Source organism: Mucilaginibacter sp. CSA2-8R (assembly GCF_038806765.1).
In the GTDB taxonomy this organism is placed as follows: domain Bacteria; phylum Bacteroidota; class Bacteroidia; order Sphingobacteriales; family Sphingobacteriaceae; genus Mucilaginibacter.
The window spans coordinates 4,799,746-4,816,170 of the sequence record NZ_CP152389.1; the positions used below are offsets into that span (position 1 = coordinate 4,799,746).

The 16,425-nt window shown below is 42.1% G+C and carries 16 protein-coding genes and 1 tRNA gene; 7 read left to right on the plus strand and 10 right to left on the minus strand.

Annotation, left to right across the window (positions count from 1 at the left end; genetic code table 11):
* Window positions 1-60: 60 nt before the first annotated feature.
* Both AAGR14_RS20425 and aspS read right to left on the minus strand, forming a co-directional pair.
* Window positions 61-522 (minus strand): FKBP-type peptidyl-prolyl cis-trans isomerase, encoded by a 462-nt coding sequence (locus tag AAGR14_RS20425; RefSeq protein WP_342646097.1) that lies wholly within the window; start codon window positions 520-522, stop codon window positions 61-63.
* Between the two features lie 7 nt (window positions 523-529).
* Window positions 530-2,275 (minus strand): aspartate--tRNA ligase, encoded by a 1,746-nt coding sequence (aspS, locus tag AAGR14_RS20430; protein WP_342646098.1) that lies wholly within the window; start codon window positions 2,273-2,275, stop codon window positions 530-532.
* A gap of 142 nt (window positions 2,276-2,417) precedes the next feature.
* Between aspS and AAGR14_RS20435 the strand changes: the two genes are divergently transcribed.
* From AAGR14_RS20435 to AAGR14_RS20445, 3 genes are all read left to right on the plus strand, one after another.
* Window positions 2,418-2,795, plus strand: coding sequence for a DUF2809 domain-containing protein (locus AAGR14_RS20435; protein WP_342646099.1), 378 nt, complete (start codon window positions 2,418-2,420; stop codon window positions 2,793-2,795).
* A 134-nt stretch (window positions 2,796-2,929) separates the two neighbouring features.
* Window positions 2,930-4,231, plus strand: coding sequence for a DEAD/DEAH box helicase (locus tag AAGR14_RS20440; protein ID WP_342646100.1), 1,302 nt, complete (start codon window positions 2,930-2,932; stop codon window positions 4,229-4,231).
* A gap of 33 nt (window positions 4,232-4,264) precedes the next feature.
* Window positions 4,265-4,492 carry a DUF1456 family protein gene (locus AAGR14_RS20445; protein ID WP_342646101.1) on the plus strand — a complete coding sequence of 76 codons (228 nt, stop codon included), beginning with the start codon at window positions 4,265-4,267 and terminating at the stop codon, window positions 4,490-4,492.
* A 57-nt stretch (window positions 4,493-4,549) separates the two neighbouring features.
* Here AAGR14_RS20445 and AAGR14_RS20450 read toward each other — a convergent pair whose 3' ends face one another.
* Window positions 4,550-5,761 carry a TlpA disulfide reductase family protein gene (locus tag AAGR14_RS20450; protein WP_342646102.1) on the minus strand — a complete coding sequence of 404 codons (1,212 nt, stop codon included), beginning with the start codon at window positions 5,759-5,761 and terminating at the stop codon, window positions 4,550-4,552.
* Window positions 5,762-6,501: 740 nt separating this feature from the next.
* Between AAGR14_RS20450 and pnuC the strand changes: the two genes are divergently transcribed.
* Entirely contained in the window at window positions 6,502-7,158 is a 657-nt protein-coding gene (pnuC, locus tag AAGR14_RS20455) for a nicotinamide riboside transporter PnuC (RefSeq protein ID WP_342646103.1), read from the plus strand.
* A 17-nt stretch (window positions 7,159-7,175) separates the two neighbouring features.
* Here the strand turns inward: pnuC and AAGR14_RS20460 are convergent, their stop codons facing one another.
* Window positions 7,176-7,952, minus strand: a complete 777-nt coding sequence (locus AAGR14_RS20460) for an SDR family oxidoreductase (protein ID WP_342646104.1) — start codon at window positions 7,950-7,952, stop codon at window positions 7,176-7,178.
* Window positions 7,953-8,114: 162 nt separating this feature from the next.
* Between AAGR14_RS20460 and AAGR14_RS20465 the strand changes: the two genes are divergently transcribed.
* On the plus strand, window positions 8,115-8,525 hold the full coding sequence (locus AAGR14_RS20465; protein ID WP_342646105.1) for a diacylglycerol kinase family protein: 411 nt from the start codon (window positions 8,115-8,117) through the stop codon (window positions 8,523-8,525).
* Complete coding sequence (recO, locus tag AAGR14_RS20470) at window positions 8,515-9,240, plus strand: DNA repair protein RecO (RefSeq protein ID WP_342646106.1); 726 nt, start codon at window positions 8,515-8,517, stop codon at window positions 9,238-9,240. Before AAGR14_RS20465 ends, recO begins: the two co-directional genes overlap by 11 nt.
* On the opposite strand, the gene AAGR14_RS20475 is transcribed toward recO, so the two are convergent.
* Both AAGR14_RS20475 and AAGR14_RS20480 read right to left on the minus strand, forming a co-directional pair.
* Entirely contained in the window at window positions 9,237-10,328 is a 1,092-nt protein-coding gene (locus tag AAGR14_RS20475; protein WP_342646107.1) for an AI-2E family transporter, read from the minus strand. The two genes, recO and AAGR14_RS20475, sit on opposite strands and share 4 nt — an antisense overlap.
* Before the next feature lie 105 nt (window positions 10,329-10,433).
* Window positions 10,434-10,703, minus strand: a complete 270-nt coding sequence (locus tag AAGR14_RS20480; protein WP_342646108.1) for a hypothetical protein — start codon at window positions 10,701-10,703, stop codon at window positions 10,434-10,436.
* A 191-nt stretch (window positions 10,704-10,894) separates the two neighbouring features.
* Here AAGR14_RS20480 and AAGR14_RS20485 point away from each other — a divergent pair.
* A tRNA-Val gene (locus AAGR14_RS20485) sits at window positions 10,895-10,969 on the plus strand.
* A 162-nt stretch (window positions 10,970-11,131) separates the two neighbouring features.
* On the opposite strand, the gene AAGR14_RS20490 is transcribed toward AAGR14_RS20485, so the two are convergent.
* The 4 genes from AAGR14_RS20490 to AAGR14_RS20505 form a co-directional block, all read right to left on the minus strand.
* Window positions 11,132-11,950, minus strand: coding sequence for an alpha/beta hydrolase (locus AAGR14_RS20490; RefSeq protein ID WP_342646109.1), 819 nt, complete (start codon window positions 11,948-11,950; stop codon window positions 11,132-11,134).
* Between the two features lie 144 nt (window positions 11,951-12,094).
* Complete coding sequence (locus AAGR14_RS20495) at window positions 12,095-13,957, minus strand: FG-GAP-like repeat-containing protein (protein ID WP_342646110.1); 1,863 nt, start codon at window positions 13,955-13,957, stop codon at window positions 12,095-12,097.
* Between the two features lie 38 nt (window positions 13,958-13,995).
* On the minus strand, window positions 13,996-15,342 hold the full coding sequence (locus AAGR14_RS20500; protein WP_342646111.1) for an ectonucleotide pyrophosphatase/phosphodiesterase: 1,347 nt from the start codon (window positions 15,340-15,342) through the stop codon (window positions 13,996-13,998).
* A gap of 9 nt (window positions 15,343-15,351) precedes the next feature.
* The gene (locus AAGR14_RS20505) at window positions 15,352-16,395 is read right to left on the minus strand and encodes a metallophosphoesterase (protein ID WP_342646112.1); all 1,044 of its coding nucleotides are present in this window, start codon (window positions 16,393-16,395) and stop codon (window positions 15,352-15,354) included.
* Window positions 16,396-16,425 lie beyond the last annotated feature (30 nt).

The following is a 16,425-nucleotide window of genomic DNA, read 5'->3' on the forward strand; positions in this document are numbered from 1 at the left end:
AAAAGCAAAAGAGAGAGGCTCCTCATGAACATCTCTCTTTTGCCTTATAATTGAGTTTTATTATCTAAAACTTAGCAGGTCGATAGTAAACACCAAAACTGCATTTCCTGGTATAGTTCCCCGTCCTGATGGTCCGTAAGCCAATGCAGAAGGTATCATTAGTTTGATACGGCCTCCTTGATTTATTTTGGGCACACCTATTTGCCAACCTTGTATAACACCATCTAACGTGAAGTTAGAAAGCGTACCACTATCAAACACACCACCGGTAATAAACTCGCCTTTATAATTTACATTATAAACTGAGCTTAATGTTGGGTATGAACCAGTACCCGGAGTTACAATTTGGTAATAAACCCCCGATGGATCTTTTATTGCTGTTATTTTGTTAGCAGAAATATAAGCTTGTATTTGGGCATCGTCGGCCGCTGCTTGTTCGGCAGCAGTTTTTGCAGAATTATCTTTTTTGCACGCCGTTACACACAAAACCAGCATGCTGCACAATAACATTAATTTTTTCATGAATTATCTATACGGTTGTTTTAATATTAAGCTCTTTCATCTGCGCGTCAGCAATTATTGAAGGCGAATCAATCATTACATCACGACCTGAGTTGTTTTTAGGGAAAGCGATAACATCACGGATCGAATCTAAACCGGCAAAAATAGAGCAAAGCCTATCGAAACCTAAAGCAATACCACCATGCGGAGGGGCGCCAAATTCAAAGGCATCCATTAAAAAGCCAAACTGCTTTTGTGCTTCTTCGGCGCTAAAACCTAAATGCTTAAACATTAAAGCCTGCAAACTGCGGTCGTAAATACGGATAGAACCGCCACCAACTTCGATACCATTAATTACCATGTCATAGGCATTGGCCCGTACCGCTCCCGGATCGCTATCTAACTGGGCGATGTCCTCAGGTTTAGGCGATGTGAACGGATGGTGCATAGCATGCCAGCGGCCCGACTCTTCGTCAAACTCTAAAAGCGGGAAGTCGAGCACCCATAGCGGCGCGAAAACATCTTTGCTGCGCAGGCCTAAACGACTGCCCATCTCTAAACGCAATTCGTTAAGCTGCTTGCGAACCTTGTCGGTATTACCGGCTAGTATGAGCACTAAATCGCCAGGCTGGGTGTTAAACGCAGCCGACCACTTTTGCAGTTCTTCTTCGTTATAAAACTTATCAACAGATGACTTTAAGCTACCATCATCATTATGACGCATATAGATTAAACCGGTAGCGCCAATTTGCGGGCGTTTTAACCAGTCGGTTAGTTCGTCTAACTGCTTACGGGTGTAGTTGGCAGCACCTTTGGCGTTGATACCCACTACCAGTTCGGCATTATCAAACACACCAAAGTTTTTGCCTTTAACAATATCATTCAGTTCAACAAACTGCATCCCGAAACGGATATCAGGTTTATCCGAACCATATAAACGCATGGCATCAGCATACTGCATACGCGGGAAAGTATCCAGCTCAATGCCTTTAATATTTTTAAACAGATGACGGGCAAGTCCTTCAAAAATGTTCAGGATATCTTCCTGCTCAATGAACGACATTTCGCAGTCGATTTGTGTAAATTCCGGCTGACGGTCGGCACGTAAATCTTCGTCCCTGAAACATTTTACAATCTGGAAGTAACGGTCAAAGCCACTGACCATCAGTAACTGCTTAAAGGTTTGTGGCGATTGTGGCAAGGCATAAAACTCACCTGGGTTCATGCGGCTCGGCACCACAAAGTCACGGGCACCTTCGGGTGTAGATTTAATCAGCACCGGTGTTTCTACCTCCATAAAATCCAAACCGTCCAGGTAACGGCGTATCTCCTGGGCCATTTTATGGCGCAGCATCAGATTATTACGTATAGGGTTACGGCGTAAGTCAAGGTAACGGTATTTAGCGCGCAGTTCCTCGCCGCCATCGGTCACATCCTCAATAATAAAAGGTGGTATCTTAGCTTCGTTTAGCACCTCTAAACCTTCAACAGCAATTTCAATTTCTCCAGTTGGGATTTTAAGATTCTTGCTGGTGCGCTCCAGTACTTTGCCGCTTACTTTAATTACAAATTCGCGACCAAGGTTACGCCCGGCTTCGCGCAAGGTTGCATCGGTGTCAGCGTTTAGCACCAACTGAGTAATTCCGTAGCGGTCGCGTACATCAATAAATGTAGTACCACCCAAATCGCGCGATTTTTGTACCCATCCGCAAAGGGTTACTGTTTTATCTAAATCATTGAGATTTAACTCGCCACAAGTATGAGTTCTAAGCATATCACCAAATATATAAAGTTTGCAAAAGTACTTTTTACATTTTGATTTTTTCTTGTTTTTTCCATTTCCGCAATAGCAGAAAACTATGCGTTAAATTATAACATTGGCAAAAAACACTTATTATTACCGCTTAAACCCTTGCATGAACAAGCTTAGGCTTAAATACTTACTCTGCATTACTGCAGTAATAGCGACCGGATTGGTATCTCGTAAAATCACATTCATTCCCCTATGGATTGGTGATGCGCTTTGGGCGGTAATGATTTATTTACTCATGAGGATGATACTTATCCAAATCCCCATCTTTAAAATTGCTACATGGAGTTTAGCTTTTTGCTTCGCGATTGAAATTAGCCAGCTTTACCAGGCACCTTGTATTAATCACATCCGGTCAACGTTGATAGGACACCTTGTTTTAGGGCAAGGATTTTTGTGGAGTGATTTAGTGGCTTACACTGGGGGAATACTAACTATTGCAATAGTAGAAAGCATGCTCAATACTAAAGCAAGTCGTTTTTAAATATGAATACGTTTTTTCTGACTGCCTTAATAACTCTAAAAAATTTCTTTTAAACGCACGACTTTACAGGCGAAAATAACATAACCGCTAACGCCTACTATTATACTTACCTTTGAGCGTATATAGCCCAATACATGATTGCACAAACACTCAGTAACCTAAAAATTACTGCACTAAACCCTATGCAGCAAGCTGCCATCAGTGCCGCTCAAAAAAACGATATCATACTGCTTTCGCCAACAGGCTCCGGCAAAACACTTGGCTTTTTGTTACCGCTACTTGGCTTGCTTAACAAAAGCATACCTACGGTGCAGGCCTTGATCCTGGTACCATCGCGCGAGCTGGCCTTGCAAATTGAGCAGGTTTTTCGTGCAATGGGAAGCGGGTTTAAAGTAAACTGCTGTTATGGAGGCCATCCGGTTAAAATTGAGCGCAATAACCTGTCAGAACCACCCGCAGTATTAATCGGTACGCCCGGTCGCATCAGCCACCACTTGCGCCGCGAAAGCTTTAGCACTAAAACTATCTATACCTTGATTCTTGATGAGTTTGATAAAGCTCTTGAGTTTGGATTTCAGGAGGATATGGCTTACATCATTAAGCAGTTACCGGCTCTAAAAAAGCGCATGCTTATTTCGGCCACAAAAATGGATGAAATCCCTGCCTTTACCGGACTGGTTAAGCCGGTGCAGGTCGACTTTTTGTCGAATGCTGCGATAGCACCTGACCTGAAATACAAGTTAGTAACCAGCGAAGCTGCAGATAAGCTAAATGCGCTGTTTGCCTTGGTTTGTAAAATTGGTGCAAATGCAACGCTCATATTTTGTAACCACCGCGATGCGGTTGAACGCATCAGCGAACTGCTTTGGATAAAAGGATTACCGAACGACATTTTTCATGGAGGGATGGAACAGGATGATCGTGAACGGGCCTTGCTTAAATTTAGAAATGGCAGCCACCGCATTCTTATTACCACCGATATGGCATCGCGCGGGTTAGACATTCCGGAGATTGAGCATGTGGTGCATTACCAGTTGCCGCATAATGAAGAAGCTTTTTTGCACCGCAACGGACGCACCGCACGTATGCATGCTAAGGGCACGGCTTACCTGATGGTAACACCAGACGAAAAGCCGGCTTACCTGACGGAAATACCGGAAGAAGAAACACTACCCGAAAATCCCAAAGCACCAAAACCATCGCCCTGGAGCACGCTATATATTGCTGCCGGTAAAAAAGACAAAGTAAACAAAGTTGATATTGTTGGCTTATTGCTTAAAAAAGGTGGCCTCGATAAAGACGAACTCGGACTGATAGAAGTATTGGATTACTCATCGTATGCTGCGGTAAAACGCAATAAGATTGAAGGGTTGGTAAACACCATTAAAGGCGAGAAAGTAAAAAACAAAAAAGTTAAGTTTGAAATTTCAATATAAAGGCATAATAGTAGTATGAGCAATAATGATATTATGAAAAAACTCCGGGTAGCCATGAAGTTTACCGACGACGATATTGTAGCCGTTTTAAAGCTGGCCGACTTTAATGTAAGTAAAGCAGAGCTAAGCGCAATTTTCCGCGCCGAAGACCATCCTAATTTTAAGCCCTGCGGCGATCAGATATTACGCAATTTTTTAAACGGCCTGATTATCTATAAACGTGGCCCAAGAGAAAAGAAACCAGCAAAGGACACCAAATAAGTGTCCTTTGCTTTTTAACTTTAATAAATACCGGCCATTCAAACAGCCGATATCAAATTATTTTTCGGCCAGTAAATTATCCGTTAGTCTTTCAAATCCGTTTGCAAATTCGGTGTAATGTATGCCCGTTCCGGGACCACTAAAACCGGTATAAATTTTACGCACATCGCCCTTTTTATCAATAATAATGGTGGTAGGAAACGCCAAGAAGTTACTTAGCATAGGCAAACTTTTAGCAGTTTCTTTTTTGTTGTTAGTATATCCGGTAAGCAACAATGGATAAGGCACATTGAAATGGCTTTTCTCCTGTAACACAGCTTTGCGGGCCAACTCAAACTCAGCGCTACGCTCGTAGGCTAAGCCCAGCACTTCAACACCTTTTTTGTGATATTTTTTATAGTAGTTTACCAGATAGGCTGTTTCGTCCATACAGTTAGGGCACCACGAACCCATAATTTGCAGAATTACTACCTTGTTTTTAAAACGCGCATCGTTAAGGCTTACCTTTTGCCCGTTTAAATCAGGAAATGAAAATTCGATTTTTTTATACTCTGGCTTTAAAACGGTAAGCGAGTAAGCATCTGGCAACTGGGCTTTAGGGTTTTTTACTGCGGTCCATGATGTAGTACCAAACAGTCCGTCAGCCATTGTTTTTGCATCCGAAAGAGTTGCAGTAAACAAAAAAGCGTGGCCGCCATCAAAGCAGGATAAGTAGAGCTTCTTGCCGCTTAGGGTACCTTCCAGGTAACGGTAATCACCGGTGGTGGTTAAAAAGGTACCCGTTACGCGGTTGCCTTTTTGCACAAACTCGCCCACGGTAGTGTCACGTTCGGCCCCTTCGCCAAATATAGCCGACCACCTGCCAGTGATTTGATAAGCCGGAGTTGCAGGCTTCTCAAAAAAACGCCACTTTACATTGTATTGTGCTGTAAATGGTATTACGGCATCACGGTTGCCCAAGTGCCTAATCCAGTTGCCGGTTAGCGTATTGGCTTTGTGCTGCAGCTTAAACTCCGAATCGAACAAAGGCATATGGATAAAAACAGAATCACCTTTAGCTCTGATATCTTTAACCTTGAAACGCTCGCCGGCGTTAAAAATAGTTAATTGTTGCCTGCCGGCAGTATCTTTTACTTCGAAATTAAAAGGCAACTCGCCGCCGGCAGCAGGCATAAGTACGCCCCTCCAGGTGCCGGCTTTAAGCTTACTTTGTGCAAACGCACCAACACTAATTATACTAATCAATAAAAGAGCAAAGTATTTTTTCATGAATACATTATAAATTACAATGCCGGCAAAATAAACTAAAAGGAAGCAAAAAGTCTACAATTTCTATAGATTTTGACGTTTAAGAGAGATTGTTAAATTTTGGGCATAAAAAAAGAGAGCCACTTGCGAAGCTCCCTTTCCCCTAATTAATTTAAACTATTGATTAAACCCAAAACAAAGAACAAAATCATCTCAACTTGGGTGCCTGAGAATTCTCTTTTTAACTAATGTTGTAACATAGGTAGATGTTACTTTATTTTAATTTTTCAGTTAGATGCAGAGTCATTATAGTAGTAACAAAAGTGAAGCCACAAATTTAGGATGGTGCCAATTATTGTATGATCTGTAGTTATACTACAAATTGTTAAGGAAAAACCCAGACAGTTTTCTACTTAACATTCATTACTTAAACGTTTTCGTTGAATTGTTGATTATCAATCTATTGATTAACAATTTACACCACCCTTCATAGATTTAAATATCAGTATTACAACTTTTAGGTTTAATTAAAAATCAAATAAAGACTTCCAAAAATCGGCCTTTATATCAAAAATAAATTTTTAAGCAGTTTATTTTTCTTAATTATTAATGCACATTTATTTAAGCAAGCAGTTATCTGCTGTTAGGTATTTTATACAATTCCACTAAAACATACACAACACCAGTGCATTATGAATGTTTTAATATACACTTAACCATTTTGCCTACACTTTTGCCCCCCAAAGGAAACGGCGAAAGAAATGGGCAAAATTTTATATTTGGCTATGTACTTTTTGCATTCATTACTTAATTGGCTGCTGCACCAAAGCTGGCTTGAATTAACCGGTGTAATTACCGGCTTAATTTGCGTTTACCTGGCGGCCATTAACAATGTATGGAATTGGCCGTTCGCTATTGTTAATACGGCCATTTATATATTCATTTTTGCAGAAGCGGCTCTGTATGCAGATATGGGGCAAAATGCTTATCTACTTATCATCAACATTTATGGATGGTATTACTGGAGCCGACAACCCCTTAATGCACCTAAGGTACCAGTGGCGCGCATCACTCAAAAGCAGGTTTTCATATTATTGACTGTTGCTGCACTACTTACACCGGCGCTGGGCCTGCTATTGGTTCACTTAGCTCCTATATTGCATTATCAGCCTGCGGCCTATCCTTATCTGGACAGTTTTTGCACTGTAATAAGTTTAACTGCACAAGTATTTATGGCACGTAAGGTTTTAGAAAACTGGCTAATCTGGATTTTTGTAGATATTATTTATGTAGGTATTTACTTAAGCAAAGGCTTACAGCCTACCGCTTTTATGTTTGCTGTATATGCCTGCATTGCCTTGAAAGGATACCTGGACTGGCGGAAAGATTACCGGCAGCAACCTGAATTAAGTGCATAAGCTACCGGCACTTTATGTTAATAAATACTCCGGCTTGCACCACCATCAACCTGAATGGTTGTGCCCGATATGTAAGACGCCTGCCCCGAAGCCAGGAAAGCTACTAAAGCCGCAAGCTCATACGGCTCCCCTATGCGGCGCAACGGAATTTGTGCTGAGCGTTCCTTCAGTGCTTGTTCCGGATCCTGATCTGGCGGCAGGGTGTGTTTAATTCTGTCGGTTAAAATAAGTCCGGGTGCCACGTTGTTTACGGTGATGTTGTGAGGCCCTAATTCATCAGCCATCATTTTTGCCATCCCTACTACCCCCATACGCATACTGGTAGAAAGTACCGAATTAGCTAATACCGATTTTACCGAACCACTGATGATGTTGACGATACGCCCTGCTCCTGCCTTTTGCATATAAGGCAATACCAACCGGCTTAAACGGGCAAAGCTAAGCAAGTTGAGTTCGAAAGCGCTTTGCCACTGCTCATCATCAAATTTTTCAAATGGCGCAAAGGGTGGACCGCCTGCATTGTTAATCAAAATATCAATTTTGCCATGCTGACTGCCTACTTGTTTAATTAAACACTCTGCATCTTCTGCCTTAGCAACATCAGCTTTGACAAAAGTAACCTGTGTGTTGCTTAACTGTCTAATTTCATCAGCTGTTTTGCTCAGTTCTTCTTCGTTACGCGAAGCAATAATCACTATAGCTCCCTCTTGCGCCAGCGTAGCAGCGATAGCTTTACCCAAACCTTTGCTGGAAGCCAGTACTAACGCTACCTTATTTTTTAGTTTTAAGTCCATGTAATCTCCGGTATATGATAGCTACAAAGTAAATCGTGTTGTGTTGATACCCTGCTGTGTTTGTTCAAAATAAACAACAGAATGTAAGCTCCTGTTTCTTACTATCAAGGCATAATCTGTAGCAATCTGTTAACTTTACAGCTAATTACCTGTTATTATTTTATGCCGCCAAACACGCCATCTAAGCTTACGTTTACTCAAAGTTTTCAAAAACTCATTCGGAGTTTTGGCTATGCATTTAACGGTATCAAACATGCAACACTTACCGAACTTAATTTTCGTATCCATCTTGTTGCTACTTTAATAACCGTTTTGGCGGGCTATGCCTTACACATTAATAATATGGAATGGCTGTGGGTTGGACTATGCATTACGTTAGTTTTAGTAACCGAACTTTTAAATACCGCTATTGAAAGATTGACCGACCTGGTATCGCCAGCATATCACCCTATAGCTGGCCACGTAAAAGATATTGCGGCAGGCGCCGTTACCATTATGACTTTCTTTGCTATAATCACAGGTGGCGTTATATTTTTACCTAAACTAATTAATTTGATACACCATGCTGCATAAAACACGGGGCATTGTGCTTAAACAAACCGACTACGGCGAAACCAGCGTTATCGTACAAATTTTCACCGAAAAATTTGGCCTGCAATCGTATATCATTAACGGCGTAAAAAAGCCTAAAGCAAAAATTACCCGTAACATGTTGCAGGCCCTGCACCTGCTCGACCTGGTGGTATACTACAAAAATACCGGCGCCATACAACGCATTAAAGAACTCAAGAATGTGCCGATGCTGCAACACCTACCATATGACGTAGTGAAAAGCAGCATTGCTTTGTTTTTGAACGAAGTTTTATACAAAGCCATTAAACAGCAAACGCCCGATGAACAACTATTTGAATATATCTTTAGAAGCGTTGAATTGCTTGATAACTTAAAAGAAGGATTGGCTAACTTTCACCTGGTATTTATGGTGGGGCTTACCCGTTACCTTGGTTTTTATCCGGATTACTCAACCGCTGCCAATGCCGATTACTTTGATATGCGCAACGGCGTATTTACCCGTTATAAGCCCGAAAGCCCGTTATTTTTATCGCCACCACACACCCAAAACTTTTACCAGTTATTACAACATGGCTTTGATAACCTGGCCGGCATCAAACTGGCTGCTGATGAACGCCGTTACCTGATTACCCGCTTGTTAGAGTATTATGCACTGCACATTGAAGGCTTTGGCAACATACACTCACACGAAGTACTGGAAGAGGTGTTGAGTTAAAGCTGATTATTCTTAGCGCTGGCCATTCGTTTAAAAATACTATTATCGGCCTTGCCGCTTTGGTTACCAATCAGGTATCCATAAGGCTTTAAGGGATCTACATTATCGCACACCACTTTAAACATACCTAACACCGGTATAGCCAGCACCATACCTGCAATTCCCCATATGGCTTCGCCCACTACAATAATCAAGATGGTAAACAAGGGATTAAGATTTACCTGATTGCCTACAATTAGTGGCTCCAGAATATAGGTTTGGGTAAATTGCACTATAGCATAAGTAATTAACACCCCGAAAACCATATTTATATCCCCACCCTGCGCAAAAGCAATTAACACTGTGATGGCCGTACCCGTAATATTCCCGGCAAACGGAACAATCTCCAGAATACCGCATAGTATAGCAAAGAAGATAGCGCTTTTAATACCTACAATGCTAAACCCGATGCCATAAAGAATCCATAGCATCACAATCATCAAACCTAAACCGGTGAGGTATTGCTGCGTTACGCAACTGGCTTCATCAATAACCTTCTCGGCAGTAGTCTTACTTTCAACAGATACCAAACGCAAAATAAAAGTTTTAAAATGCCGCCTGAAGTAAAGAAACAAGAACACATATACCATAACCAGTACTGTACTTACCAATAAACCCAGTGTAGACATCAGGGTACCAATAGCCATTCCGGCGGCCTTTTCCATGCCGCCCGATTGCTGCTCTTTTAAAATTTGCTGCTGTTGACGTGTCGAAATACCAAATTGCGACCTTACATAATCGCGCATTTCATTAAACAGATTAGTGAGCTGCTCCTGCAGTTTAGAAAAGTCTTTTAATAAATCGCCTATCTGCCAATGCAGTAAAAAGACCAAACCTGCAACCATCAACCCAAACAGCAGTAGGCTAACTAAAGACGATATACCCCGGTTGATACCCCTACGCTCTAACCAACGGCTAAGCGGCAATAAAAGCATGGCTAGTACCGCACCAAAAGTAAGCGGCACAAGCACTGATTTGGATATATACAGAATGGCGATGCTTAAAACAAACAGCAACAATAAGCGGATGGTACGTGATAAATACAGCATAGGCAAAATAATAAACAAAAAAGGCAAGGCTAAAACAACCCTGCCTTATAAAAAATACTCTTTAGCAGCAGGCTATTGCCTGCATAATATCATCTAAGATTAATATTAAATACCGGAACCTTTGCCAGAATCGATGTTCTGGTCATCCAGCACCATGCGGCGAATGTAATCAATATTAGATTGAGGCAATTCTGAGCCGGAAAGCTGTACAGCTGTGCCATCAGGCTGCAGTTCAATATCAGCATTAATATTGTTATCTATGTGTACATGTAAAATATCGCCTTCGCGTTCTACATGGCAGGTAAGTTCACGCTCTGAATAATTTATGGTGAACTCGTATTTTCCGTCGGTGGTATTTTTGAAGCTATCGGTCATGGTTGTGATCTTTAAATAAGTAACCGATAAACAACAACGATGTTTTAGTTTACCACCATTTGCACTCTAATTTGAAGTAAAAGAACCCTTTATATCTTTTTTTAAATTTTATTTTGAAGAATTAAAAAAAGACTCTATGTTTGCAGTCCCAAAACGAACGAACATTACTTGAGTAATTAAGTTCAAAACAAGGGAGCTTAGCTCAGCTGGTTCAGAGCATCTGCCTTACAAGCAGAGGGTCACTGGTTCGAACCCAGTAGCTCCCACACAAAAAAGCCTCGATTTTTTCGAGGCTTTTTTGTTTCATTCCCATCCGCAAAATCTGACTATTTCTTAGTCAGCTTTTTTTCCAAACGAAATATATGGACAAAAGCCAGGTGCTTACATCATTAAGGATCACCCCTGATGATCCTCAATGCCTATTCTGATTATTTAATTTGCTTTTGACGTGCAGCAACCTCTTTTAAAAGCAACGGGAAAGCCGGTGTAGCCATGCCGCCATGATCAAAACCCTGGAGCTGGAAAAGCCGGGTACTCTTGTGTCCTGTCAGCTTCATCATGCGGAGCATATAGGTATTTTCCTCATACCGGCCTAACAACTCCATTTCGGCATCGCCAGTAATGAGCAGCATAGGGGGTGCATCGGCTCTTACCCAATAAAGCGGCGCATACTCGTCAATAGTAGGCTGCGTATCTTTTATTCCTTGCTCGCTCCGGATGGTAAAGTGCGTAATGCACTGCCCACTAAACGGAATAAGCTCGGCTACCTGGTTGGCATCAACATTATATTTAGCCAAATATTTTTTGTTGAGCGTGATCATCATAGCCAGGTAACCACCAGCCGAGTGCCCGCTCAGGTAAATCTGCTTATTGCTGCCGCCATACTGGCCTACATGCATAAACGCCCATGCAACCGCAGCAGCGGCATCTTCAATATAAGCAGGAGCTTTTACTTTAGGCGACAGCCGGTAGCCAACACCAATTATGGCATAACCTTTATCCATTAATGCTTTAGGTATTTCTTTAGCGCCGCCGGTTATGCCGCCGCCATGAAACCATACAATAGTGGCAAAATCTTTTACATTTTTAGGGTAATAAAAGTCGAGGGTGCATTGTGAGTCGATGTAGGCGTCTTTCTTATTATCGGCATCCGGATAATAATGGATATTTTTTTCGGTTACGTAAGTTTGCTGCGCTTGCGCCCAAAACGCCGGCAAGAGTAATAACACGATGAAAATCTTTTTCATTGCAGATAAATATAATTGCGTCTGCAAATTAGTTGCTAATCCGCTAATTACATGCATAGCATTTCAGATAGTCTAAAAAAAAGTCCCGGCTATTTGCATAACCGGGACTTTAAAGCATTATAAGAAGTGATATTAAACAAAAATTTATTTAGCAAAATAGTTTCTTAGCTCGCCGCTGTTTTCCGCATAGTTCCAACGAATCTGATCTGCTTTACGATCTCCGTTCAGGTCGGCAAAAAAGAAATCGGTATTTGCGCTTTGCGAAGTACCTCTGAGCGAATAAAAAGGCCCCGCAAAAGTGCCGTTGGTTTGCGAGAAATAGAATTTAAGCTTACCCAGATAATTTCCCGCGTTCCAGTAAACTTTATCGGCCCGCCCGTCGCCATTAACATCTGCAAAGTAAAATTGCGTATCAGATGCACCGCTTGATGCACCTGAAGTAGTGTATGAAGATGAGGCTGTAAAAGTGCCATCCCCATCAGACAGATACACGGCCGGGCTGCCCGAGTTAAGCGACGGATGCCATAAAATCTTATCTTGTTTACCATCGCCATTTACATCTGCATACCAAAATGTAGTGCTGCCGGTTGTACTCGCGCCTTCATTTGCAGCAACTACCGTTCCGCTAAAGTTACCACCCGAGGTGGCCAGGTAAACACGGGTACGCCCTGAATCGAAGGTCGAATTCCAATAAATTTTATCAGCCTTTCCGTCTCCGTTTACATCCGCAAAATTATATAATGTAGACGTACCTGCACTGGTACCTTCCGGGTTATCAATTACCGAAGCACCGAAATTACCGCCGGAGGTAGCCAGGTAAACGCAGGTATGCCCCGAGTTTTGCGTTGGGTCCCATTTAATTTCATCTGCTTTACCATCGCCGTTTACATCAGCATAATAATAACGGGTAGTGGTTAAGGTTGATGCACCTGCAGTATGCACCACTGCGGGTGATTTAAAGGTACCATCGCCGTTTGATAAGAAAATTTGCGGCCTGCCGCTATCGTAAGTCGAATTCCAGTAGACTTTATCATTCTTGCCATCGCCATCAACATCAGCAAAGTAAAACTTAGTATTAGCGTTGGCGCTTTTTCCGTTTACGTCTGCGCGTGCTCCACCTAAAATGGTAGGAACAAAAGTTGCCGTTACCGGCCAGTGGTCTGATGGCCAGAAACCATTGTAGCTGGTATTAATCACTTTCCATGAGGTAAAAGCCATATTACGGTCGCTCATTATCCAGTCAATTTTACCTGTACCGGTTGATGTCCAGCCGTGAAATGTGGGGTCACCATCACTATCGCCTAAGGCATCCACCAAATCCAAGTTACTTTTTAAATAATTAATTTCGTCAGTACCTGGCTTGGCATTAAAGTCGCCGAATACAATTTCGGGTAAGTTATCTACATTATATTGTTTGATAGCTGTTACCAGGGCCTGTGAGTTTTGTACCCGTACCGATTGAGAATCAAACTGCCAATGGCTATTACTTACAAAATACCGTAAGCCAGTGCTGTTATCTATAATAATTGCCCATGTACCAGTGTTGGTTGGCCCAATTACTACAGTACCGCTGCCTTGCATAGCAAAACGGTTGTTTTTATAAAAAATGACTTTTGGTGCACCCATGCCTGCCGACTCATCAAAATAAACACCATAGCCCAACGTAGCCATTTGCGGTACAAACCAATTTTCGAATGAGTTATCAGAAAATTCTTGCATGCCAAAAATATCCGGACTGTTATCAACAATAATTTGCCGGATGATGGACTGCCGCTCAGTAATTGACTGCGGATCACTGGCATCATTATGCCGTACGTTAAACGAAAGCACTTTAATATCGGGCTGGCCGGTAACCGTCATGGCCATATTGCCTTTGTTTAATTTAGCCTCAGTACTCAATGCAGGTACATCGCCTGCATTTTCTGCAATCTGCTTTTTACAGGCTGTTAGCATAACCGACAACATACCTGCTGCCGTTAAACTGAGCCATAAGTTTTTTTTGATCATGATAATGAAGTGAAGGTATTGGTTAAGTGTATTTGAATTTATTTAACTGTTATTAAACCGGGATACAAAATGCCATCTGTACTCATTTTCAAATCCAACAGATTGGCAATTAAGGGTGCAATATCTTCTTGACCTATGAGCGGCAATACTACACCCGGTTTTATACCTTGACCAAACGCCACAAAGCCGGTTTGAATTTCTTTAAATTCGGTGGGTAAGTAGCCATGTGTTCCCCCTTTAGCTGCAGTTAAAATATCACCTGTTGCTGTAGCGCCAAAGCTCGCACCTTGATAAGCGGCCAGGGCCATGGCAGCCGTTGGGTCGCCCTGTGCGGCAGTAAGCTGCTTTTTATCTAAAACATGAAACAACCGCTTCACACCATCGGGCAATTCGTTAAGCGCTTTGTTTACTTTTTGAAGGGATACCTTATCATTCGGATTGCGTAAATGCAAAAAGGCAGAACCACCACTGGCCTGAAAGTAAGCTTTCCAATTTTCTTTGTTAGCATCATTGTACAAACCTGCTTTAGCTAAAAGCACGTTAGGGTTAAATTGGGTATGAATATCAACAAAACCATGGTCGCCGGTAACAATAAAAGTGGTGCTTTTACTTAAGCCTGCTACCTCTACAGCATCCATAATGGTTTTGACAGCTACATCTGCAGCAGCTACTGTTGACCGCACTTTATCTCCGTCGCGGCCTTCCTCGTGCTCAAAATGATCTGTTAAGGCAATATGAACGGCTAAAAATGCAGGCTTATATTTGCGCAAAATATAGGCTGCCATACGGGCTTTGTTTTGGTCGCTGTTGTAAAAATCGAGCGTGGCGCCATACTCACCAAATTTCCCGATAGCATTTTCCTGTACTTCATCAAACAACGATTTAGGATTCGACTCATTATACAATGCCTTGATCTCGTCCTTTTTTTCACCTTTATTTTTAGGCAGTATGACATACTCTGGTAAATTATAATCAATGGGTGCACCAACGGTTACCGGCCAGCTTACGCCGGCAGTTTTTAAACCGGCATCTTTAGCAGCAGTCCATAAGGTGGGCACCTTGATATCTTTGTAATACCAAAACCATTTGCCCGAAATACCTAACGGTTCAACAGGGGTATTGTAGTAAATGCCATGCTTAGCCGGCAATACACCAGTTACTATAGTGGTATGCGATGGGTAAGTTACGGTTGGGAAGCTCCCCCTTACCCCCTCAGCGTAAGCTCCTTTTTTCATGGCCTGCCGCAGGTTAACCATTCCCCAGGATGGGTCCATGTAAAATTCAGGACGCAAACCATCTATGCTGATTAATACGACGTGCTTCTCTTGAGCTGTAAGCGTTTGAATAAATAAAAAAGCAACTGCAGTTAAAATAAATTTTTTCATGTTTAGTGATTACTTTACAGGCTGATCAAATAATTGAACCGCAAACTGGCTGTCGCCATCGGTTTCTTCTTGTTTAGTATAAGGCGAAAAGGTGCGGACACTCAGCTTATTATTTTGCACCGAAAACTTATATAAACGCATCAGTCCGCCGCCGCCATTAGGGCGGCTTTGATAATCATTTAAAAAGGTTTTGATGCTATGCCCGCTATACACATCGGTACGGTAACCTTCGCCATTGTCGCCTACGTGGCCGCAAAGCATCATAAAAAGGTTAGGATTACTTTTCAGCGCCTCGTAGATAGCCTGCCCCTGTGCATTAAAAGGCCCTTGCGGTGTATTTGAACCTTTTACTGGATTAAAATGCATAATGGAGTGGCTTACCACAATTACTTTACGCGAGATGTTCTTTTTGATGATCTCATTAGCCCAGGCGTAAAGCCCGGCCTGATCCTCGTTATGGGCATCAAACTCCAGAAACACCACCATAAAATTTACGCCGCCGGCAGTAAATAAATCATAATGGCTATCATTGTTGTTGGCGTAGTGCCCGCCATAATAGGGCCGGCCTTCAAAATGGGGCACGCCAAAATATTTATTATAGCCATTGGTAGTTCCGGTTTTAGGATACTGCGACGGAAACTGATCATGGTTACCTACGGCTAACCCATACGGTATACTTACAGGATTTTCAAGCCCATATAGTGCCTTTTGGGCCAAATACCATTCGGCGCGGTTAGTTACCGGGTCATCGCCATGCTCGGTAATATCACCCATGTGAGCCACATAAGCAATGTTTTCTTTTTGTTGATTATCTTGTATCCATTTAATCTGCGCCAAAAACATATCAAAATTACCACCCAACTGGGCCTGCGCCAGATAATATTGCGTATCGGGCAAAACCGCTATCGAAAAGTCGCCCTGTTTAACTACTGCCGGTGTACCCGGCTTATTTAAAACAGTATCTGTTAGTACAATTGTGTTATTTACCGAGGCAAATACGGCATTCGCCATTAGCACACTGCCAGCAAAAGCCAGCGCTTTAAATGTGTTCATACCTTTCATATTTCAATGTGAAAATATTAA

Coding starts and splice junctions, on each gene's coding strand:
- AAGR14_RS20500 (WP_342646111.1), bottom strand. CDS start 15,342: ATGAAAAAATTTATTTTAACTGCAGTTGCTTTTTTATTTATTCAAACG.
- AAGR14_RS20490 (WP_342646109.1), bottom strand. CDS start 11,950: ATGAAAAAGATTTTCATCGTGTTATTACTCTTGCCGGCGTTTTGGGCG.
- AAGR14_RS20445 (WP_342646101.1), top strand. CDS start 4,265: ATGAAAAAACTCCGGGTAGCCATGAAGTTTACCGACGACGATATTGTA.
- AAGR14_RS20480 (WP_342646108.1), bottom strand. CDS start 10,703: ATGACCGATAGCTTCAAAAATACCACCGACGGAAAATACGAGTTCACC.
- AAGR14_RS20425 (WP_342646097.1), bottom strand. CDS start 522: ATGAAAAAATTAATGTTATTGTGCAGCATGCTGGTTTTGTGTGTAACG.
- aspS (WP_342646098.1), bottom strand. CDS start 2,275: ATGCTTAGAACTCATACTTGTGGCGAGTTAAATCTCAATGATTTAGAT.
- AAGR14_RS20435 (WP_342646099.1), top strand. CDS start 2,418: ATGAACAAGCTTAGGCTTAAATACTTACTCTGCATTACTGCAGTAATA.
- AAGR14_RS20440 (WP_342646100.1), top strand. CDS start 2,930: ATGATTGCACAAACACTCAGTAACCTAAAAATTACTGCACTAAACCCT.
- AAGR14_RS20495 (WP_342646110.1), bottom strand. CDS start 13,957: ATGATCAAAAAAAACTTATGGCTCAGTTTAACGGCAGCAGGTATGTTG.
- AAGR14_RS20475 (WP_342646107.1), bottom strand. CDS start 10,328: ATGCTGTATTTATCACGTACCATCCGCTTATTGTTGCTGTTTGTTTTA.
- AAGR14_RS20460 (WP_342646104.1), bottom strand. CDS start 7,952: ATGGACTTAAAACTAAAAAATAAGGTAGCGTTAGTACTGGCTTCCAGC.
- recO (WP_342646106.1), top strand. CDS start 8,515: ATGCTGCATAAAACACGGGGCATTGTGCTTAAACAAACCGACTACGGC.
- pnuC (WP_342646103.1), top strand. CDS start 6,502: ATGGGCAAAATTTTATATTTGGCTATGTACTTTTTGCATTCATTACTT.
- AAGR14_RS20505 (WP_342646112.1), bottom strand. CDS start 16,395: ATGAACACATTTAAAGCGCTGGCTTTTGCTGGCAGTGTGCTAATGGCG.
- AAGR14_RS20450 (WP_342646102.1), bottom strand. CDS start 5,761: ATGAAAAAATACTTTGCTCTTTTATTGATTAGTATAATTAGTGTTGGT.
- AAGR14_RS20465 (WP_342646105.1), top strand. CDS start 8,115: ATGCCGCCAAACACGCCATCTAAGCTTACGTTTACTCAAAGTTTTCAA.